15 protein-coding genes are annotated in these 20,957 nt (G+C 44.5%); 6 read left to right on the forward strand and 9 right to left on the reverse strand.

All coding sequences use genetic code 11. The annotated features are described in order from the left end of the window. Positions 1–132: 132 nt before the first annotated feature. Positions 133–1,944 (reverse strand): group II intron reverse transcriptase/maturase, encoded by a 1,812-nt coding sequence (ltrA, locus tag HFV01_RS25235; RefSeq protein ID WP_193520493.1) that lies wholly within the window; start codon positions 1,942–1,944, stop codon positions 133–135. Between the two features lie 369 nt (positions 1,945–2,313). On the opposite strand from ltrA, the gene HFV01_RS31290 reads away from it, so the two are divergent. Both HFV01_RS31290 and HFV01_RS25240 read left to right on the forward strand, forming a co-directional pair. Further along, positions 2,314–2,436 carry a hypothetical protein gene (locus HFV01_RS31290; protein WP_318286317.1) on the forward strand — a complete coding sequence of 41 codons (123 nt, stop codon included), beginning with the start codon at positions 2,314–2,316 and terminating at the stop codon, positions 2,434–2,436. A 296-nt stretch (positions 2,437–2,732) separates the two neighbouring features. Then, positions 2,733–2,951: a hypothetical protein gene (locus HFV01_RS25240; protein ID WP_006621997.1), complete on the forward strand. Its 219-nt coding sequence runs from the start codon at positions 2,733–2,735 to the stop codon at positions 2,949–2,951. Between the two features lie 258 nt (positions 2,952–3,209). On the opposite strand, the gene HFV01_RS25245 is transcribed toward HFV01_RS25240, so the two are convergent. Next, positions 3,210–4,175 carry an aldo/keto reductase gene (locus HFV01_RS25245; RefSeq protein WP_006621998.1) on the reverse strand — a complete coding sequence of 322 codons (966 nt, stop codon included), beginning with the start codon at positions 4,173–4,175 and terminating at the stop codon, positions 3,210–3,212. 151 nt (positions 4,176–4,326) lie between these two features. Then, on the reverse strand, positions 4,327–5,376 hold the full coding sequence (locus HFV01_RS25250) for a mannose-1-phosphate guanylyltransferase (protein WP_006621999.1): 1,050 nt from the start codon (positions 5,374–5,376) through the stop codon (positions 4,327–4,329). A gap of 63 nt (positions 5,377–5,439) precedes the next feature. On the opposite strand from HFV01_RS25250, the gene HFV01_RS25255 reads away from it, so the two are divergent. After that, positions 5,440–6,741 carry an LCP family protein gene (locus HFV01_RS25255; protein WP_006622000.1) on the forward strand — a complete coding sequence of 434 codons (1,302 nt, stop codon included), beginning with the start codon at positions 5,440–5,442 and terminating at the stop codon, positions 6,739–6,741. A gap of 104 nt (positions 6,742–6,845) precedes the next feature. On the opposite strand, the gene HFV01_RS25260 is transcribed toward HFV01_RS25255, so the two are convergent. The 4 genes from HFV01_RS25260 to HFV01_RS25275 form a co-directional block, all read right to left on the reverse strand. Further along, on the reverse strand, positions 6,846–7,349 hold the full coding sequence (locus HFV01_RS25260; RefSeq protein ID WP_006622001.1) for a type III secretion system chaperone family protein: 504 nt from the start codon (positions 7,347–7,349) through the stop codon (positions 6,846–6,848). Between the two features lie 45 nt (positions 7,350–7,394). Then, positions 7,395–7,997, reverse strand: coding sequence for a hypothetical protein (locus HFV01_RS25265; RefSeq protein WP_006622002.1), 603 nt, complete (start codon positions 7,995–7,997; stop codon positions 7,395–7,397). Positions 7,998–8,210: 213 nt separating this feature from the next. Next, positions 8,211–11,318, reverse strand: coding sequence for a phosphoenolpyruvate carboxylase (ppc, locus tag HFV01_RS25270; RefSeq protein ID WP_193520494.1), 3,108 nt, complete (start codon positions 11,316–11,318; stop codon positions 8,211–8,213). Between the two features lie 348 nt (positions 11,319–11,666). After that, positions 11,667–11,891, reverse strand: a complete 225-nt coding sequence (locus HFV01_RS25275; RefSeq protein WP_006622004.1) for a hypothetical protein — start codon at positions 11,889–11,891, stop codon at positions 11,667–11,669. A gap of 362 nt (positions 11,892–12,253) precedes the next feature. Between HFV01_RS25275 and HFV01_RS25280 the strand changes: the two genes are divergently transcribed. Further along, positions 12,254–15,463, forward strand: coding sequence for an SGNH/GDSL hydrolase family protein (locus tag HFV01_RS25280; RefSeq protein WP_193520495.1), 3,210 nt, complete (start codon positions 12,254–12,256; stop codon positions 15,461–15,463). 18 nt (positions 15,464–15,481) lie between these two features. Further along, positions 15,482–16,501 carry a serine hydrolase domain-containing protein gene (locus HFV01_RS25285; protein WP_318285944.1) on the forward strand — a complete coding sequence of 340 codons (1,020 nt, stop codon included), beginning with the start codon at positions 15,482–15,484 and terminating at the stop codon, positions 16,499–16,501. Positions 16,502–16,561: 60 nt separating this feature from the next. On the opposite strand, the gene HFV01_RS25290 is transcribed toward HFV01_RS25285, so the two are convergent. Continuing rightward, the gene (locus tag HFV01_RS25290) at positions 16,562–17,116 is read right to left on the reverse strand and encodes a DUF3124 domain-containing protein (protein ID WP_006622007.1); all 555 of its coding nucleotides are present in this window, start codon (positions 17,114–17,116) and stop codon (positions 16,562–16,564) included. 28 nt (positions 17,117–17,144) lie between these two features. Further along, positions 17,145–18,374: a potassium/proton antiporter gene (locus HFV01_RS25295; protein ID WP_006622008.1), complete on the reverse strand. Its 1,230-nt coding sequence runs from the start codon at positions 18,372–18,374 to the stop codon at positions 17,145–17,147. A 140-nt stretch (positions 18,375–18,514) separates the two neighbouring features. Between HFV01_RS25295 and HFV01_RS25300 the strand changes: the two genes are divergently transcribed. After that, positions 18,515–20,887 carry a DNA phosphorothioation-associated putative methyltransferase gene (locus HFV01_RS25300; protein WP_006670708.1) on the forward strand — a complete coding sequence of 791 codons (2,373 nt, stop codon included), beginning with the start codon at positions 18,515–18,517 and terminating at the stop codon, positions 20,885–20,887. Positions 20,888–20,957: the final 70 nt, after the last annotated feature.

The raw sequence follows: 20,957 nt of genomic DNA on the forward strand, positions 1-20,957 counted from the left end.
GATCTGGCTCACCTAGTCAGTGGAGATTTAGATCAGATGCTGATCAGCCGCAAATAGTAGGGGTCGAGAATGGAGTCGCCTCCATCCCCTCCCATTCAAAACCGGACGTGAGACTTTCACCTCATCCGGCTCCTAGTCTGACTGTTCCATTGTTAAGGATACAGCATTGGCGTTGTCTAACGCCGTTTTATCATCGTGACAGTGGCGGTGTAATAGTTGAAGATTCTTATATTCATCCTTTCCACCTTGGCTTCGAGGTATAATGTGGTCTACTTCAACTAAATCCGATGGTGCGAAATACTGTCCACACCAGGTACACCTACCCTTTTGCTTTTTGAGTAGTTTTGCTACCCTGTTTGACGTTTCGATTGCTTGTCCTTTCCTGGTTGCCCAGTAAGTCCAATTTCCGTCGTATGGTGTTGCGTCAGGGCGTATTAGGGTGTGTCTGACAATCGGAGTCCAATTATGTTTCCATAATTGGTATCCATCCTTAGTCTTGAATAACCAATTTTCATGTCTTTCTTTCCCGTTGCTAAGTTTAACCGTTCCTTTGTGGAAGTAGTTTCCTAGCTTTTCGTGACTTGCCTTTCCGCATCTTGATGTTGTCCATGCCCGTAGCATTTGCCAGACTATGTGGTCTAGTTTGCCGAAGGTCTCTGATGAGACGACCCCTGAATAGTAATTTGACCATCCCTTTATGATTGGGTTTAGTTTGCTAATCAGAGCTGATTGAGGTGCTGTTTTATGTTGTTTGATTACACCTTTTATCGCTTCTGTATGGGCTTTAACTGCTTTTTTACTGGGTTTGATGTGGGTTTTGAGACCCAACATTTTATGTGGGGTTTTGTTAAATAGGAAGCCTCCTTTTCTTCTTCCCCCACTTTTTCCAGATTTATATTTTCCTATTGGATATTGCCTGATATTGAATCCTAGAAAATCAAATCCTGGTTCTTCTGTTTTGCCGTTATACTCAATAGGATTGAGTGTATGGCAAATTCGAGTCTTTTCGGGTTTAATTTCTAGTCCTATAGGTTTTAACCATTCGGATATTGCAGTCTTACACTGTTCAATGATTTTTAGGTCTTTGGATATGACCACAAAATCATCGGCGTATCTTATGAGGTTTACCTGAAAGGTTGTTCCTTTATTTGGATACATTGTTTTTATGAGCCTAACCATCCCATCCAGTGCGATGTTGGCTAGGAGTGGACTTATTACCCCTCCTTGGGGTGTCCCTGCTTCTGTATCCTCGAATACACCGTTATCTAGCACGCCTGCTTTGAGCCATGATTTCAGGTCTCTTTTTAGACTGCTTGGACAATGAATTTTGGACAGAAGGTAATCATGGTTTATTCGGTCAAAACATTTAGCTATATCTGCATCCAGAACGTAATAACCTCCTTTGTTGATACTCTGAAAGATTCTGGATATTGCATCATGGGCAGACCTGCCTGGTCTAAACCCGTAGCTAGTGTCTTCAAATCTCGATTCCCATTTAGGTTCGAGAGCCGACTTAACCAAGGCTTGCCTCGCTCTATCTTGGATTGTGGGTATTCCTAGAGGGCGTTTTTCATCCCTACCAGGTTTTGGAATCCACACCCTTCGCAGTGGTTTTACTTTGAGATTTCCTTTAATGTTCTCAGCAAGTTTAAACCTTTGCCTTGGTGAGATTGCTCTCATTCCATCGACTCCAGCCGTTTTCTTGCCTTGATTATCTTGGGTCACTCGCCGTACTGCTAGTAGACGGGCATAATATGATTTGCACAATAGACGTTGCAACCTTCTCGCTTTTGCGTCCTGTCCCGATTTAGCTGCTTGAAATATCCTCTTTTGGAGCTTAAAAACTTTCCTCTGAACTTTCGCCCAGGGAATTTGTTTCCATACATTCGTAGTCTTGATTGGTTTTGATTTCTCAAAACCTTTCTTTAAACTCGCTTTCGTCATAGTAACTCCTACTAGACTCTATTCTTTACAATCAAACCGTGACCCGTTAGCATATCCCTACCATTACAGTTGGGCGTTGGCTTCTGGTCACATCTCACCCCCTAATAGGCTTGCGCTTACACTTTCACTGCTGACTATCTCGACCAGATAATCAGAGCCTAAAAGGGTTTACAACGTTCCGTTTATATGGGCATTCCATCTTTAGACTTGTCCTATCCACCGGGGTACTTTTAAAGGTCTGTGTAGGTAGTCTTGAGAGCCTCCTACTTTTCCCTATGCTCTTTTGAGCGCAGCGTGTCAACCTATTTCGCTACTTAGTGTTGACGATGGTTCAAGTCGGAACATTCAGATTTCCTTAGTCATGGATGGTTGGCAGTGGTCGCATCTGGTAGTAGGTTCTACTTCACGCCTTCCGTTCCCCGCTTCAATCCTGGGGTTGTGATTCCCAAAACTGGGGGTGGCTATCGCCGTTACTCTCAACGCAATTGTTAAGAAATCATTAAGATTTCCAATTTAGCGTTTTGACCTTGAGTTCCCTGCCTTGTTTTGTATATTTCTATACCAAACGTTGGGACATATAAACAGTTATAGGGATGGTCAGGAGTGCGCTCCTTATATTCATCCAAGGGGTTGAAGTCCCCATCAGGCGGTTATTTTGGCATTGCAGCCTTATTTCATGCCTGAACGTCTCGCACCACAGGTAACACTATATCAGAATCACTGCCTTTATCTTGACAAAGAGGGATACTAAATATAGTTTAAACCCATTACAACTCCGTAATTTCACTATGCTGTGTATTCAAGATGTAGTCCAACAAGCGATCGCCACTGGTTATTTAACCTTGGAAGCTGAAAATCAACTCCGGTACATTCTCCAAAATTCTCAATATGATGCTATTGAACTCAATGCTTTTGCTAACTTGCAAGTAGCCGCCATGAGTGGACAGGTACGACAAGAATCTCGCGAAATTTTTTCATCTCAGTCTATGGCTGCTTCTCTTAACTAGAGGCAGTCTTAGCCAATTTCCCAATTCATTGAATCAACAGTGACTCGATAACTTAGTGACTGTACTATTTAGCTAAGTTAAACACTTGCCTTAGTCTCCATTGATGCTGCCCTTTTCAAGTTCATGTAGCCCCGTAATGAACGGATTATTTTGGCTGTCACCATGTAAGTTTTGCGTTAGTTAACTAACTGCCATTTTCTTTCTTGAAACCCTGAAAATTTACCCTTTGCCACTATCTGCTTGAGCGATCGCCATTTTTCAAAACTTCCATAAAATTGGATATTCGTTTTGCAGATGATCCGTAACTATACGCCCAATTTGGTCTATTTGGCTGACCTCTTCTGGGGAAAGTTGAATGTCGATAGTTTGCACATTTTGCTCAACCTGGCTGCTATTACGAGCCCCGACAATCGCGTTAGTTTGGGGTTGACAAATTAGCCATGCAAGTGCTAATTGTGCTACCGTACAGCGTTTGTCTGCTGCTATGGGGCGTAACTGATTAATTGCTTGTTGAACCCGGCTATAATGTTCTGGGTTTTGGATGAGTTTATTTTTGAGTCGATGATCTTCTGGATCAAACTGATGATTAACTCCGAATTTTCCGGTCAGAAGTCCCTGGGCTAGGGAAGAATAAGCGAGAATTGAGATTTTCTGTTCTACACAATAAGCCATGGTTTCCCGTTCCACATCTCGCCAAAATAGAGAATAGGGAGGCTGTATACTATCTATAGCCCCATATTGGCTGGCTTCTTCGAGTTGAGTTTTGGAGAAGTTTGAGACTCCAATGGCTCTAATTTTCCCCTGTTGTTTGAGCAAATTTAGGGCGGCCATGGTTTCGGAAATCGGCACAATTTCTGTATTAAACGAACCCGTTGGCCAGTGGATTTGATACAGGTCTATATAGTCGGTCTCCAGATTTTTTAAGGAGCGATCGCACGCTTCAATTACCTGGTCATATTGTAAATGGGTCGCAAATACCTTGCTGGCATAAATTAGGCGATCGCGTCTATCTGACAACGCCTCAGCTATCAGTTGTTCCGAGATACCATCACCATAGATTTCCGCAGTGTCAATGGTAGTAATTCCCAGGTCAACCGCCTGCTGCATAGCCTGGATTAAGTCGGCTTTTTCAATACCTTTCCACCAACGTTTATCAGCTTGCCAAGTCCCTAAAATAATCGGGGTGATTTCAATGTCCGATTTACCAAGTTTTCGTGTTTTCATTTTTCCCCTAGGCTGTTTTAGCTATTTTACTTGAACAATCAACCGTAATAGTACCAAAGAAAGCGATCGCCTTATAGCAATGGCTACTCAAGATTGATCCTTTGTCATCTCAAAGATAGATGCACCCTACCAGATAAGTAGCCAGCCCTCCCTATAAAAGTTCTCTCAAATCAGGATCATCCTCCAACTGAGGCAAGACCTTTTTAATATCCTGGGTGCGGTTCTTATCAACAATCAAAGTCACATTACCATCGCGAACAACCACCAAATCCTGAACCCCAATAGTAATAATCACCTCATTTTCATCACTCCCATACAGAATAGAATCTTGGGTATCGAGTCCCAAGTGACGGACTAATGCCACATTGCCATTTTGTTTCGGTAAAAGACGTTCTAAGGAATTCCAATCTCCCAGGTCATCCCAGCCAAAAGAGACTGGTAAAACACAGGCTTTCTGGGTTTTTTCCATCAGTGCATAGTCAATGCTGATTTTTTCAATGTTAGCATAAGCCTTGGCTCCTTCAGCTTCCAGGGCGGTAATCAAATCGGGGACATAGGCGCGTAATTCCTGAAGAACCACCCCAGCCCTAAATATAAAAATTCCCGCATTCCAACTAAACCGACCAGTAGCCAAAAATTGATCAGCCCTTTCTTGATCAGGTTTTTCCGTAAACTGGGCTACCTGATAAGCAGTGAAATCGCCAAAAGTGCCAATTTTTTCGCCCTGTTCAATGTAACCGTAACCTGTAGCCGGATATTGAGGTTGTAACCCCAGGGTGACAATTAGATCCTGACTGATAGCTAAATTTTCCGCTGATTTAATCGCCTCGTGGAAAATATCCGGTTTTCCAATCCAATGATCAGCCGGGAAAAAGCCAATCACGGTATCTTCCCCATAGCGACGGACAACTTCAATGACGGTCCAGGCGACGGCGGGGGCGGTATCTCGTCCTTGGGGTTCGGCTAAAATATTTGCGGGTGGGATATCGGGTAACTGTTGCTGAACTCCATTTTCTAGGAGTGCGGAGGTAATCACCCACAAACCCGGACCACCTTTACTCAAGGGTAGCAAGCGTTCTGCTGTGCTTTGTAATAAACTTTGACCAGTACCGTCTAAACTGAGAAATTGTTTGGGTCGGATACGACGACTCAGAGGCCAGAACCTCTCACCTTTACCACCTGCGAGAATAACGGGTATCATGCGATTTAAAGTTTTGAGCTTCAGTTGACTTCATGTTCAAGATTAAAGGATATTGGCGATTTTATGAGTTATCCCACCACCAACCAAAGACAACCTAAAGTCCTGCGGGTAATATTTTTGAGTTTTATTGCACTGATCATTACTAGCGCTTCGGCGACTTTGGGGGCGCTAACGGCTTTGCTGTCTCCATTGAAACCGGAACAGCCACAAAGTGCATCGATGGTTCTCAATTCATTATGGCGCGATCGCTTTCGGTTTCGTCTGTCCCGACCTGTGAATATTTTGGTCATGGGGATAGATCCCCCCCTACCACACGAGGAACAAGATGGGAAAGTTTTTGGGGGTCGCAGTGATAGCATGATCTTGGTTAATTTTAATCCGAGCGATCGCCATCTGAATTTGCTATCAATTCCCCGTGATACCGAGGTTTTTATCCCTGGTATGGGTGTGGGTAAGATTAACGAGGCTAACTATTGGGGCGGCGCTTCCTTGGCTACGGAGGTGGTAGCTGATACCCTTAATCAGGTGCAGATTAACCGCTATGTCCGAGTTAGCACTGGCGCTTTTAAGGAGTTGGTGAATTTGTTGGGGGGGGTGGAGGTGTTTGTTCCCTATCCGATGTCCTATCGGGATAATACCCAACAGTTGGAGATTGATTTATCTCCGGGATGGCAAACTATTGATGGTGATCAGGCTGATCATTTTGCTCGCTTCCGTAGTGATGCTTATGGAGATATTGGCAGGATTCAACGCCAACAGGCTTTAATGGAGGCTATTCGAGAACGTTTACAGAGTCCTGATGTATTGCCACGTATTCCTCAGATTATTCGGGTGATGTTGAAGTATGTTGATACTAATTTGGATTTTGAGGAGATGCTGACTCTGGTTAAGTTTGGGTTGAATTTGGAACCGCAACAGGTGCGAATGGTGATGTTACCTGGGCGAGACATGGGCGGATATACGAGTTATTGGGTGGTTGATGACGCGGCACGCGATCGCATTATGGCTCAATATTTTCGGGTTGATTCTACCGGGTTTGTCTTACCTGGACCATTACAGCGATCGGGTTATCAGGAATTGTCTAAACGTACTAAAATTGCCGTACAAAATGCCTCTGGAAACCCACAAGCAGCCGAAAGAGTCGCGGATTATTTGTTTAAGCAGGGCTTTAATAATGTTTATGTTGTGCCGGGGTTGCCTTATACTATGCGATCGACTCAGATTATTGTCCAGGGGGGAGATTTAGCTAGTGCTGAAATGTTGCAAGAATATATCGGTTTTGGTACGGTTAGGGCTTCTTCTACTGGTGCAATTAATTCGGATTTGACCATCCGGGTTGGTGACGATTGGCAACAAAGATTTTAAGCAGACATACCATAAATCTGCTTTTTTGTCAAGTGTTTAGTCAGGTTTATTGGGGTGGGAAAGGATAGGCAACCAGAGAAGGTTGCCCCTACTGACCCACTTAATTAATACCGTGATATGGCTTCTTCTGGTGAAATATTGCCGTAAATAATCGACATAATACCAGGGAGAAATTTATCCATTGTCGAAACATTGGTATAAATCAAATGCTTAATTAAAGCGGGAGTTAAGCGATCGCCTGCTACATCTAAACTGGTTTTGTAGCGAATTTCCCCATCATAGAAATTCATCTCGAAATTACCAATCACCATGCCATAATTAGCCCGGGTGACAAAATCCGAGATATTTTGGCGTTTATAGTCTGGTACTTTCACCGGAAAAATCGAGTAAACCGTGATTTGTTTTTCCTCTTCCCGGGCGATCGCATAGCAATCAAAACGACCATTTTTGCCCTCAATTCCCAAAGCCACGACTCGGCGATGTTCGATTTCTTTATAAACCCAACCATCCTCATTAAAGAACTCGATTAAGATATCGAACAAGGGCAGGTTAAAAAAGCGATCGTCTGTATATGTGGATGCTTGTTGATTTTGTTCAGACACGACCATTAGTGTTTAAATCTCCTCAATCAAGTAAGTTTTTGGTGAGCATTATTATGCCATCTTGTTCTCTGGTGTCAAGCCATTAGAGTCTATCCGATTTGATTTTTGGTCGAGATAAGCCATATTGCAAACCTCATAGTAAACAGGCGACCACCAACCCACCTGACTATAGGTTGATCTATTGAGTTTATCCCCGGAAATCCCCACAATTTTTTTGCGGACTCCCCGGAAACCTAGCGGATTTTTATCAATTTGTTTGCCTTCAATTTCTAGTAGGCTACCAATTTCATCTATACCCACACGACGGGAAACCCAACCCAAACAACGCTGTAGGACCTGACGAATTTCCTCCCGTTCTTTAGACTCGTATTTAACCACAATTTTTTGATCACCACTTCCCTGGCTGACGGTTAAGCGATAACAGCCTTCTGGACGATATTCAGGATACCATCCTAACTGCAATAGATAGCCGTCACCCACTGTCACCCAGTCTGTTCCGTTGAACTCAATTGGTTTAGCGGATAGCAAATTTTCATTAAAAAACTCACCATTGATAATGTAGCCATGTTCGATCACTGGGTCTACATCACCAAAAGAATTGTGCAGAATTGCCCAACCACTAGGGATATGCAAAGGTACAAGTTGTACAGACATAAATTGCGATAGCGTGAACTGTAGGGGCGGGTGCTAGATATGCCATTGGAAAAACCAGTCAACTCACGGAACCCGCCCCCGGAACGTCTGAAAAATACCCCTAATCAATAGCACGTTTTTCCTGTGGTAGCAAGGAAGTCTAAGGACACGCGCCCCTAAACTCCCCACTGGTGATAGTTGGCGACTGATAAGATGTCCCAGGTCTGGAGATGATCAGCCTGTGTTACGCATTCCGGCGGCGATACCGTTGATGGTTAATAAAGCACCGCGCAACAATTCCCCTTTGCTATATCTCGAATGAATTACGCCGGGAGTAGCAGAAGTTCCATGATGACGCAGGCGCTGGAGTAAAGACACTTGCAATAAACCGAGAGGAATAATTGTGCCATTACGCAGTCGCACTGAGCGCTGAAGTACGGGATCATTATCTAGTAACTGTTGCTGTCCGGTAATTTCCAGAACCATTTGACGGGTCAGATTAAACTCTTTGGCTATGCGCTCAAATAAATCCTCAAAGCGATCGCGATCTTTAGGATGACTCAACTCCCGCACATAGTGATGAGCCATTTCTAGGTCAACTTTAGCCAGGGTCATTTCTACCTTGGAGAGGGTAGTGCGGAAAAATGGCCATTTAATGTAAAAGTAACGGAGCAGTTTGATATTTTCCTGGGGTTCTTCTTGAATAAACTGCTCTATGGCTGTACCGACCCCATACCAAGAGGGTAGCAAAAAGCGGCTCTGAGTCCAACTAAACACCCAAGGAATGGCTCGTAAACCGGAAATATCTTTTTTCTTGTCACTTTGGCGACGAGCGGGCCGGGAGCTAATTTGCAATTGGCTAATTTCCTGAATGGGTGTTACCTGCTCAAAGAAATCAACTAGGTCCGGCTGTTCATAAATCAAAGCTCGATAACACGATCGCGATCGCACAGATAACTCTTCCATAATTTGATTCCAGGGTTCAATTTCATCAAACCCGGTATGGAGTAAACTGGCTTGAATCACCGCTGTGGCTACACTCTCTAAATTGTACAGAGCCAGTTGAGACAAAGAATATTTGGAGGCGAGAACCTCTCCCTGTTCGGTAATCTTAATGCGGCCATTAATACTTTTACCGGGTTGAGCCAAAATTGCTTTGTAAGCCGGTCCGCCGCCGCGTCCCACAGAGCCACCGCGACCGTGGAAGATGCGAATACTGACATAGTAAGATTCCGCCAAGGTTTGTAGGGCTTTCTGGGCTTTGTGAATTTCCCAGTTGCTACTGAGGAACCCCGAATCTTTATTGCTGTCCGAGTAACCTAACATAATCTCCTGTAGGGAGGCGTTTATATCTTGGCTGACCTGCTGATATTTTTGGTAGCCACCCGCAAGCAGTGCGCGATATAGGGGTAACTCAAACAGGTCTTTCATTACTGAGGGAGCTTTTTTAAGATCCTCTACCGTTTCAAACAGGGGTACTACCTGCAAATTACCAATTCCTGTCGCCGGATCATACAGTCCAGCTTCCTTGGCTAACAACAGCACCTCTAGCAGGTCACTAACATCATGACTCATGCTGATAATATAGGTCTGGCAAATTTCTTGACCAAATTCCTGCTGTAATTCTCGCATGACCCGGAAAGTGTTAATGGTTTCACAGGTTTTTTGGGAAAAGGGTAACTCGGCGGGAATTAGGGGGCGGCGGGTTTGCAATTCTGTGATTAGCCACAGGGTGCGCTCGGCTTCGGTGAGGTCATCGTAGGGCCTGGCTAGTAGTTGCAGATAGTCTACAATTTCATTTAAGGCTGTACTATGTACGGAGGATTCCTGCCGCATATCCATCCGCGCTAGATAAAAGCCGTAAATTTCTACCTGACAGATGAGGTTCTCTAAATCTCGGCATTGGATACCTGTGGCTAGTAGGTTCCGCTCGATTAGCTTTAATTCCTTCAGAAATTCCGAGCCTGAATTGTACAGACTTCCGGCGTTTTCTTTGGTGACAATGCGCTCGCGTTCCCTTTCTACTTCGTTACTGGTAGAAAGTCTCTGATTGCGATCGCGGGTATTTTGTAGGCGCTTGTGTATGTAGCATAGTTTGAGCCGATAGGGTTCTTGGCGATAGCGGATGGCTACCTGATCATAAACTTCTGGAAGTTGTACCTGATCGCGATCTAGAGATTCGAGTAATTCTGGTAAAATGTCACTCCAATGCAGAGATAGGCTCAACAGTTGACTTAGATGATCAACAGCCTGAATGTATTTGTCTATAATCATACCCCGTTGATAACAGGCTGTTTTCCAGGTGACTTCTGGGGTGACTGACGGGTTACCATCGCGATCGGCTCCCACCCAAGACCCAAATTTACAAAAATCGTAGTTGGGTGGTTTCAGGTGCGGAAAACAGGGGTGTAGGGTTTGTTTAATCCTTTGGTACAGTTGGGGAATTACATCAAATAAGATTTCCTGGAAATAGTGCAAACTATATTCGACTTCATCCAAAACTGTGGGCTTAAACTGGTGCAGTTCATCAGTACGCCACCACAGCCTTATTTCTTCGGTTAGTTGTTCTTGTAGTTCACCTGTCCAAGTTTTTACTAACCCGGTGGCTTCGGGATCTTTATTGTCTACTTTGCCATAACTTTCGTCTACTGTGTCTAGTTGCTGGAGAATTTTGGCTATCCTCCTCTGTTTGGTGCGGATTGTATGGCGTACAATTTCTGTGGGGTGAGCTGTGAATACTAACCTAATATCGAGTTGATTTAGTAGCCGCTGAATCACCTGGGAGGGGACGTTTAGCCTTTGCAGCATCGGAAATAGGTTATGGAATGTGGCTAAATCGCGATCGTTTTGGCGTTGGCTAGTTTGATTTAATAGCTCCACTGGTGTTTCTTCGGCTGTGGAAAAGCGCTGATGACGAGTTTCAAAAATGGAGCGATTCGACTTGTCGGCGGGACTCTCTGGTGCTCCTTGTTGTTTGATCTGAGCATAGGCTAACTCTTGCTCGCGCTGCTCATAATGTTGCTCGACTATGTTGATCAGTTGAAAATACAAGGCAAATGCTCGCGCTGCTCTAATGGCTGCATTGATATCAAGCTCTTTGATAATTTGCCAGACATTGGCTTGTAAATCCGGCGATGCTTGTCCTTCTGGTGAGGTCATCGATCGCATCTGTAGAAGTAAATCTACCAATTGCTCTCCGCACTCCTGACGTAGGACACTTTCCCATAAATCTTCGACAATTTTTAGGCGATTCCTTAACAACAGTTCAGAAGCTCCTGCAGTGACGTTAGATGACACTACTGCGCTAGGGATTGGTTCTGAGGATTGGACCAGTGAACTCATAGGGCCTGTTCCGTAGTTAGCAAGAATATCTTAAACATTATACTTGCCCGGTAGACATTCGGTGAAATATCTCCCCAGAAATTTCTAAGAAACTCCCATCATCACACTATCAAATTTTCGATGATTGTATCTAATTTATCAATTAAATTAGCCCCGGTTGTGCTATAATCAGTGAGAGGCATTTTGGGGACATATTGCCAGATATATTTACCCCAGGTAATCGGCTTTCCCCCTAGGGTAAATATCCCCTCCCATCAGCCCTTATTCATCAATTCGGGCTGCTGAATTTATTACCTGTATTTGGTGAGTAATTATGGGGCAAATAAACATCCAGGGAAGGTTGGGAGGCTAGTAGCTTCCCTGGTTAGGAAAATGGAGGACGGGTAAGCGCGCGCCTCGGAAAACTTCCTCGCTACCCTCACTGAGACTCAACACCAACTCTTGCACTATAGGAATGGCAGCAAAAGCCACAACCACAGGGGTTGTGGCCAACCCCAAAAGCAAATCGGAAGGTAAAAGGGGGGTTTTCGGGGCTATAGGGTCGGAAACAGGGGTATCATCAGCAGAAGACATCTGTAACTTGCCTCAACAGTTGGTTAAGCTAACTATGCCAGAAGATGTGATCCGGGGCAACCTTCCCGTCAGAGAGGCCGCTGAGTTATGCTGAATATGTGCGGGCGGGTCGCTACCGCGTCCCCTGGGAAAATTGACTATGGGAATATGTATAATGGTATTGTCGGGGCTTAATTAGCCGGTTAGACTCTCGAAACGAACATAAAAACAGTAAGATCGTGGCAAGCAGTGGCCTGTCTGGTGCTGCCAAGAGTTGGGAAGCGAGGTCAGTTGGTTCTTTCAGGAGTTTAAGCCTGAGAGTACCCATGAACCCGGAATTCGGAATTGTGTAGATTGTAACTTATTTTGGCGTAATGTAGCGCGTGGTTAGGGATTATTCAGGATTAACGCAATGGTCAATTGATGCGATCGCCACAGCCGGGGTTGAGGTACAGACCAGGTTGCGAGGGAATCATTTACATATTTTGTGCGAGGGACAGCCCTCTCCTCGAGAGACGGTGGTGGTGTCTCAATTCAAGATGGCTTTAGACCGCACGCCACTAGAATCCTTGCTGCCCCGCGATGCGCCGAAAATTTATAAGATATTTGTTTCGGGTCGCGAGACAGGTGCTAAACGCCCGGAGTGGACGGTTAAACTGGATTATCCGACTTCGGCTACAGTACACGCACTGCACCCTCGGTCAACAGGAGATCAGGGTCAGGGTGTGGGACTGCGTAAATGGTTGGGGGATATAGCCGATCGCACATTCATTGGCGATCGCCCATCTTCCTCAACGACTACTGTTTCTGACCAGCCCCGGGTCATCATTACCCCGGTTAATGACACGGAGGCGGAAAATCAGCAGCCACCAACTGACCTAGCTACCCCTCCCGATAGTCCGGTGGAACCAGCCCTAGTGGCAACCCCGGAAAATTTAGCCCGCCGGGGTAATCCTGATGCGATCGCCAGTATTCTGAGCGAAATCCTGGGTGGGTTGGGGGTCAGCGTCAAAGTCAGCATTCGCAACCAGAAAAGCGACAAATCAACCCTATGGAGATCTAAACGGCGGCGGTTATGGGTACTGTGTGAGTCAGCCTACAGCCCGGACCCTTCCCTATTAGCGGAACCTATAGCTAGTAGACTGCGGGAATTGCAACTGCAAGAGTTCCGCGATGCCTGCATTTTACTAAGGGTGGAAGGGGAAACTAAAGCGGATTGGATGCTACGGATTGACCTAACTCCCCCCGATCGCATTCTGAAAGATTGGGCGCGCTGGGGAGACTCTGAGGCGATCGCCATTCTGCTTAATCAAAAACTAGCGGCACTAGATATTGGACTTAGGGCGACTCTGAAAGAATCTACCCTACACCTGTTTTGTCACCAATTAGGAGATACGAAAAATCATCGTCGTCGCCTCTCCCCCCAGAAGGAAACCGTTGTCACCGCTTGTCGGGAAATTTTAAATGCGATCGGCCCCCAAGGTATTCGCGCCGCCACTATTTACGGCGTAGAAATCAGCCCCACAGGTAAAGAAGCCCAAAAGCCGACTTGGATTGATTGGCTAAATTTACCTGCTTTTGAACATCCCGACCTGCAAACCCCCACCCAGACCCTCGCCGCCCAAGGGGATATCGATGCGATTAAATTCCAAATTGAACGTCTGATTAACCCTGACCTAGAAACTAAACTCGCCACCGGGGGAATTAAAGTTCTGGCGTTACGCAAGGGGAAATTTATCCATGTGATGACAGAAGCGCCTACTTGTCCTTCTCAGTCTCGCGTCGCCCTCGTGATCGCTAGATTTTTACAAGCCCAAGGAATTGAAGGGGTGGAAGGAGTCCGCATCTATGGACGGCGGGCGGGTCAAAAACACCCCCTCTGGCGCTATGGTATTTCCTTAAAACCGACGGAGATAGATCAACCATTAACTGCTTCGGAAGATTTTATCGACTCAGAATTAACCGCCACGGCGGTGGGAGAACAGGTCGGACAGTTGGTATTTTCTCCGGCTATTAATGTTGATGGTGCAGATAGTGATTTGCCATCATCTCAGGTTTTATCAGCACTGCATCACCTGAGCGAAACCATTAGCCAAGTTTTGATGGCTTCTCAGTTATTTACCAGTAAAAACTGCCCAGATATTGTCGTTGAAAAAACCTCTCAGAGGTATCAGAAACGCGCTCTGGCTGTGGCTTGTGGGCTACTGGGATTGCTGATGGTTTGGCAGAGCGATCGCCTGGTGGGGAGTCTGCTTGATTCTATTGCTATGACTGCTATCTCTGCTGATATTTCGGAGGCGGAAACTGAAGGGGAACAAGTCCCTACCTTGACACAAGACCCCCCCACGGGTTGGCTATCGAGTTTACAGGTGTTGGCTGTGAGTGAAGGTGATGGGGTTTTTAATGACTCTGGTTTTACTTCCCGACCAGGAAAATCGGCGATCGCTGCTGCTTGTGATATTGATGATACTCAATGCCGTTTGTCGCAATTTGTTTACCCGACTTTCCGCAGCCAACAACTAGATGAACAGATTGTCCGCTATCAACAATATATCGCCACCCATAAAAGACCCCCAGATATACTAATTATCGGCAGTTCTCGCGCCTTGCGAGGCATTGATCCAGAGGTTTTGAGTAGGGGATTGGTAGCAGAAGGTCATCCGCCTTTACGGGTGTTTAATTTTGGCATAAATGGGGCAACAGTGCAAATTGTTGATTTAATTATTCGGCGGATTTTGCCCCCTGAACAATTGCCTCAGTTGATTATTTTAGCTGATGGGGTGCGGGCGCTAAATAGTGGTCGAGAAGACCGGACTTATCAGGCGATTTCTGCATCAGAAGCCTATCAACAAATTAGCCAAGGAACTTTTCAAATTGTCCCCCCAGATTCCTTTGAACCACCCCCAAATCTTCAGGAAACTTTGATAGCATTGACGGAAAATGCCCTAGACGGAAGGTGGGACCAACAGCAGTTTCAACAGGCTATTCAAGAACAAATTTCCCAGGTATCCCAAGCCTATAGACAGCGCGATCGCTTCAAGGCAGTTTTACAATCTATTGCTAATGGTCGCGCCTTTGCTACCCCGCCAACCCCCTCGGAACAACAGGAATTAGCCGAGGCAGAAACCGAGGAGGAAGCTAGATTTTTGCCCAATGGATTTTTGCCTTTATCGGTGCGCTTTGACCCGGAAATTTACTATCAAAATCATGCTAAGGTTTCCGGTTATTATGATAGCGATTATCAAAATTTTCAATTAGACGGCATTCAGACCCAATCTTTGAAGAATATAATCGCTTATACTCAATCATTTCGGATTCCTGTGGTATTTGTCAATATGCCACTAACTGATCATTATTTTGACCCGGTTCGCAGTGCCTATGAGGAGAAATTCCGTGAACACATGGAGAGGGTGGCTGCTGAAACGGGTTTGGTTTTTCTCGATTTGGGGTGGCGCTGGTCAGATAGTTATGACTATTTCTCTGACCCTAGTCATCTCAACCGCTATGGCGCGATCGCTGTGGCTGAATATTTGGCGACTCAAAAGGTGATTCCTTGGCCGGATAATGATATTATAGCTAATCCTAAACTATAATACACTCTAGTTGTAATGATGATGGCCTTAACTGAAAGTTTACAATTTCTTTTAGATGAAGCGACGGCGGAACAAAATGTGCCGGGGGGAGTTCTTTATGTGGCAACCCCTGAAGGCAAATATGAGATAGCATCGGGTTTTTCTTATGTTACCAAACGCCATAAAGTCCAGCGTCGCGATCGCTTTCGGATTGGTGGTATTAGTCAGGTTTTTGTGGCTACGGTGGTTTTACAATTATACCAAAATCGTAGCCTTGATTTAGAAGATAATTTGACGAAATGGCTGGATCAGGAAATCTGCGATCGCCTTGAAAATAGCGATAAAATTACCATTCGACAATTGCTTAATCATAGCAGCGGTTTAGATGATTACCTGGAAACTGATGAGTTTCAACAAGCCGCTAGTCAACGGGAAAAAAATCAGTTTTTGACGGCTAAAGAGGCTATCTGTTTGGCAGATAATTTAGAATCTCTGGGGGTTCCTGGCGCGGGTCATTGTTACTCGAATACTAACTATATTTTGCTAGAGTTGATTGTGGAAGCAGTAACCGGAAATCCTCTGTATCAAGAAATGCGATCGCGGATTTTTGACCCCCTCGGTTTAAAGGATACCTTTACCGAATACCGCGAAACTCCCCCCCCGAAACACAAGAGTTGTCAAAATTGCATCAGTCCGGAAAAATTAGGCACTGGTTTAGGCGATCGTGGCTTAATTTCCAGTGCTTATGATGTGGGAAAATTTGCCGAAACCCTATTTATGACTGATGAACTCTTAAATGAGGATACCTTTGATCAAATGATTAATTGGTTTCCAGATAATGAGGGGGGTTTTTATGGCTTAGGAGTTAATAGTTGGGATGCTAAAGAATGGGGAGATGTTTGGGGATACACTGGGGGAATAGATGGTTATTCATCAGCCTTATGGCATCTTCCTGATGAGGAAATGACTATTGTAGTTTTGCTGGATGAAGATACTAATACCACTCCCGATTATATCATTGAGCGGGTTCTGGCAGTTATTCTTGAGGATGAATTTTAATCGACTGTAGTTAAGTAACCCTCTCCCCCAGCGAGGGGGTTCTGAAAACCATCTAATTATCTATGGTTGATTATTAATTACTTGTCCTCGACTGGTAAAAGCTAACCCCTGGGTTCCTGATACACCAATCATTACTGATTCCATTATCGGTTCAGAAACGGCGCTTTCTGATACCCATTCAACCAGAAAATTAGCACCAGAACCCCCGCTAGTATTGCTTTGTTCAATAAAAAACTCCATGCTGGCGAGAGGTGGCATTTTCAAGGCACTATCAAGGTAATTTTTAACCAAATTACCATCAGTATTGTAGTAACTCACAGAAGTGATAATGATGGGAGAATTTGGGTCTGTATTGCGAATACTAAGTGTACTGGCTAAATTATAAGCCTGTTGGGTGTTTCGGAAATAGATATGAGAGTAAACCGGAATATAAACAGTTTGTCCTGCTATAGCTTGAATTTCACTAATATCAATGGTTTGAGCCGCATCGGTAAATTTTTCGGTTGTAGTTGATTCTAACCCCGATTGTTGTTGACCTGTTATGGTACTTGGTTGGGGTGTACAGGCGACTAAAATCACCGCCAATATCGCCCCTATAAATATGTTGATTTTCATGATAATTTTACCCCGCAAATTGAGATTTTTAATTTTCCGACTCCGCCATTAAATCAAGTTTCTTAGCTAGAGGTGATAGGGATAGACCCTGAACCAGTAAAGATACAATCACCATAAAAAAGATGACATGAAAAATCTGATTAGCACCTTGAATACCAGCGGTTAAAGGAAAAGTTGCTAAAACAATGGGAACAGCCCCCCGTAAACCTACCCAAGAAACAAATAGTTTCTCTTTTATTGGCATCTTTACTAATGATAGACAAGAAAGGGTAGCAATGGGACGCGCCACGAAAATTAAAAATAAACCCATTGCTATTCCCACCGCAGCGATAGGAATAAGTTGGGACGGAATCACTAGCAATCCTAGGTTTAAGAACATGATAATTTGCATCAGCCAAGCTAGGGCTTCATAGAAACTAAAAATATTTTTTCCTGCACTAGGAAGGTGGGAATTGCCAACCACTAAACCTGCTATATAAGCAGCCAGAAAACCATTACCACCGACAACGGTACTTAAACCATAGGTCAGCAAAGTTAGAGCGAGTGTCATTACAGAATATAGCCCTTCAGCAGTTAAATTCATGCTACGAATGGCCCAAACTGTCCCCTTGCCCAAGCCATATCCCATCGCCAGGCCCATCAACATTTGCATAATCACCGATAGGATTAAAGACCACAATGAGAACTGCCCTTGTTCCAAGATTTGCACGATTTCAATAGTTAGTAAAGCGGCCATGGGGTCATTACTGCCAGATTCAAATTCTAGCAAAGGTTGCAGATTTCCCCGCAGACCTAAATTACCCGATCGCAAAATTGAAAATACGGCGGCTGCATCAGTAGAAGAAATAATCGCCCCTAACAATAATCCTTCAGTTAAATTAATTCCTCTTACGCCAATATTAAAGGTGGAAAAGGAACCCAGCATAAACCAAGCAAAAATCCCTAATAAAAGAGTGGTTAACCCGACTCCTACTGTAGCGAGAGTGAGTCCGGGAATTAACACGGGACGAATTTTCGCCCACTTAGTATCTAGTCCGCCGGAAAATAAAATAATAGTCAGCGCCATATCTCCGATAGTCCTGGTTAATTCGGGATTGTTATATTCAATAGCGCCTATACCTTCGGAACCCGTGACAATTCCAATCATTAGGAACAGTAGCAAACTAGGAACACCTAAGTGAATGGCAGCTTTACTAGCAATGACACTAGCTAACAGCAGGATAGCAATGGCAATAGATAAATATTCGATCGCAATCATCTAAAATTTCGGTTAAGGTTTGGCGGAAACTGCTAAATATATAGCAATCTTTTTGAAAAAAGACAAGGGAGGAATTTTCCTGGAGGTCTTTATGTCATATAATAGCTGCTAAGATAGTCCGACTGTGGAGATCAGTTGCAATGAACAACCATGATGTCATTCAGTGTAGCAGTGACAGTTGGGATTTTGCCATCAATCACCGCCCAACAACGGGTTTAAATGTTCACCCCACCGCCGATGATTTGATTTTATACTTAGCCCAGAAAGCGATTGAATTTCAGCTTCCCCCCCAGATTAACCGATTTAGTGACCTTTCGACACAGTGGCATGAGGAAATCGATCGCACTTTTGGTAGCTACCAGCAAGCCTGTGTGAGGGTTAACCAGCTTTTACTAGCCCTTCATCAACTTAGGGCGATCGCCCATTGTTGTCACCAAAGCCCCATTGGTAAAAAACTCCCCGCCGCGCTGTATGTGCATATTTCTGCCCTTAACCGCCTTGACCCGCTGCTGCGCCTGTATGAACATCTAGCCCGCCAAGCGCTTAACCCAGTTCCCCCCACAACTCTGATTAAATTTCATACGGATAAACCGATTATTTCTTATTTATTTTACCCAGATTTTGATACAGATGCTCACCCGGATTTAGCCACGAGTTATCAAGTGATAGTCCCTAGGGGTAGAGTAAATTTTTCTAACTATACTAACAGCAATAACCCGCCTATCCTACACCGTAAAGAAACTTTTGTGGCGGCGGACTATCCCCTTTATGACAGTTTTTACCAATTAACCCAGATGGAGGAAAAGCTAGGATTGTTGAGTAAAAAAACTCGACTTTATAGCAGTATTGGAACCCGCCAAGGTTGGTTAAATCATCTGGTTAGATGTGGTGTGGCGATTCAGGATCATCAGGTGGTGTATCTGTCTGATCAGGAATGGGAAACAGCTACGATTACTCCTCGCATTGAACGCCACAAAGCTGCGATAATTCGGAAAAGTTTATCTCGCCCTGTACGCCTGGCGCTGGAAGCGGGATTATTTCGGGAAAATAGCAGTTTCTTTGATTATGGTTGTGGTTATGGAGGTGATTTAAAACAAATAAGCGATCGCGGTTATTTATCAGCAGGTTGGGACCCTTACTATTCCCCAGAAACTGCCCAAATTGTATCGGAAATTGTGAATCTGGGTTATGTGATTAATGTGATTGAATGTCAGGTGGAAAGACGGGAAGCATTAATTCGGTCCTGGGAGTTAACGGAAAGGGTGTTAATTGTGGCAGCGCAAATTTTGATTGATGATTGCGATCGTGGTATTATTGCTTATGGAGATGGGGTGATTACTAATCGCAATACTTTTCAAAAGTATTACCAGCAAGAGGAGTTGAAAATCTATATTGATCAGGTTTTGAATGTGGATTCAATCCCGATTGATTTGGGTGTTTATTTGGTATTTAGAGATGAATCAGAAGCTGAGAATTTTCGCGCCTCCCGATTTCGATCGCGAGTTTCTTCTCCCCGCATTTGTGTCCAGGTTAAGCGTTTTGAAGAATATCAAGAACTCCTGCAACCTTTGATAGAGTTTTTGTGCGATCGCGGTCGGCTTCCGGTGGGGTCAGAACTGCCACAAACTTCCGAAATTGAGGCAGAATTTGGAACTATTAAACGCGCTTTTAAGGTAATTATGCAAGCCACTAACTCACAAGAATGGGAAAAAGTAGCAGATCGTCGTCGCCAAGATTTGCTGGTTTATCTAGCCCTCAGTCAGTTTGGAAAACGTCCGAAATTGTCGGATTTATCTGCACAGGTCAAAAATGACATTAAAGGGTTATTTGGTAGCTATAAGAAGGCTTGTGCTTTGGCTGATGTCATGCTTTATAGTATGGGGAACCCTGATATAATTGCTGAATGCTGTTATCATAGCGAAATAGGTCAGAAGCGCCCAAACTCCCTTTGGGTTCATATTAGCGCCCTAGAGAAACTCGACCCCCTGTTAAGGGTGTATGAGGGTTGCGCCCATCAGACGATTGGACGCTTAGAAGGAACAACGTTGATTAAATTTCATATTAAAACGCCGAAAATAACCTATTTATTTTATCCTGATTTTGATACTAATCCTCATCCGGTCCTACAAACCAAAATGGCGATCGACCTGCGAGATCTCCAGGTCAGTTATCGAAGTTATCAGGGTGCTAATGCTCCGATTCTTTATGCTAAGGAAGCCTTCGTTACCCCAGACTATCCCTCGTATGAAAAGTTTGCTAAACTTACCTGTCAGGAACAAGACTGGGGGCTTCTGGATGACAAATCAGCTATTCAAACCCTCGGAGGTTGGTTAAAATGTCTGGAGGAACACTGCGCGGAAATTCGAGGACATAGAGTTTATTGGCGATCGGATGCTGATCCTTATCAGGTTAAACTGATGAAATCAGCCCGCCGAAATCGTCGCCCAAAATCCCAATCTGTGGACGACCATACCGGAACAGAAAACCAGGAAACCACACCCAGTGAGGAGTAATTCATTATCATCTTAAACCTCTCCATAGTAGCATATTTTTGTGTTTTTTAACCTGCCACGACTCATTGAT

Origin of the sequence: Limnospira fusiformis SAG 85.79 (assembly GCF_012516315.1) — a bacterium.
Lineage (GTDB): Bacteria > Cyanobacteriota > Cyanobacteriia > Cyanobacteriales > Microcoleaceae > Limnospira > Limnospira fusiformis.

Excerpts from the sequence above, each read along its gene's own strand:
- HFV01_RS25290 (WP_006622007.1), bottom strand. The coding sequence starts at position 17,116 with ATGAAAATCAACATATTTATAGGGGCGATATTGGCGGTGATTTTAGTC.
- HFV01_RS25250 (WP_006621999.1), bottom strand. The coding sequence starts at position 5,376 with ATGATACCCGTTATTCTCGCAGGTGGTAAAGGTGAGAGGTTCTGGCCT.
- ppc (WP_193520494.1), bottom strand. The coding sequence starts at position 11,318 with ATGAGTTCACTGGTCCAATCCTCAGAACCAATCCCTAGCGCAGTAGTG.
- HFV01_RS25245 (WP_006621998.1), bottom strand. The coding sequence starts at position 4,175 with ATGAAAACACGAAAACTTGGTAAATCGGACATTGAAATCACCCCGATT.
- ltrA (WP_193520493.1), bottom strand. The coding sequence starts at position 1,944 with ATGACGAAAGCGAGTTTAAAGAAAGGTTTTGAGAAATCAAAACCAATC.
- HFV01_RS25285 (WP_318285944.1), top strand. The coding sequence starts at position 15,482 with ATGATGGCCTTAACTGAAAGTTTACAATTTCTTTTAGATGAAGCGACG.
- HFV01_RS25255 (WP_006622000.1), top strand. The coding sequence starts at position 5,440 with ATGAGTTATCCCACCACCAACCAAAGACAACCTAAAGTCCTGCGGGTA.
- HFV01_RS25300 (WP_006670708.1), top strand. The coding sequence starts at position 18,515 with ATGAACAACCATGATGTCATTCAGTGTAGCAGTGACAGTTGGGATTTT.
- HFV01_RS25240 (WP_006621997.1), top strand. The coding sequence starts at position 2,733 with ATGCTGTGTATTCAAGATGTAGTCCAACAAGCGATCGCCACTGGTTAT.
- HFV01_RS25295 (WP_006622008.1), bottom strand. The coding sequence starts at position 18,374 with ATGATTGCGATCGAATATTTATCTATTGCCATTGCTATCCTGCTGTTA.
- HFV01_RS25260 (WP_006622001.1), bottom strand. The coding sequence starts at position 7,349 with ATGGTCGTGTCTGAACAAAATCAACAAGCATCCACATATACAGACGAT.
- HFV01_RS25265 (WP_006622002.1), bottom strand. The coding sequence starts at position 7,997 with ATGTCTGTACAACTTGTACCTTTGCATATCCCTAGTGGTTGGGCAATT.
- HFV01_RS25275 (WP_006622004.1), bottom strand. The coding sequence starts at position 11,891 with ATGTCTTCTGCTGATGATACCCCTGTTTCCGACCCTATAGCCCCGAAA.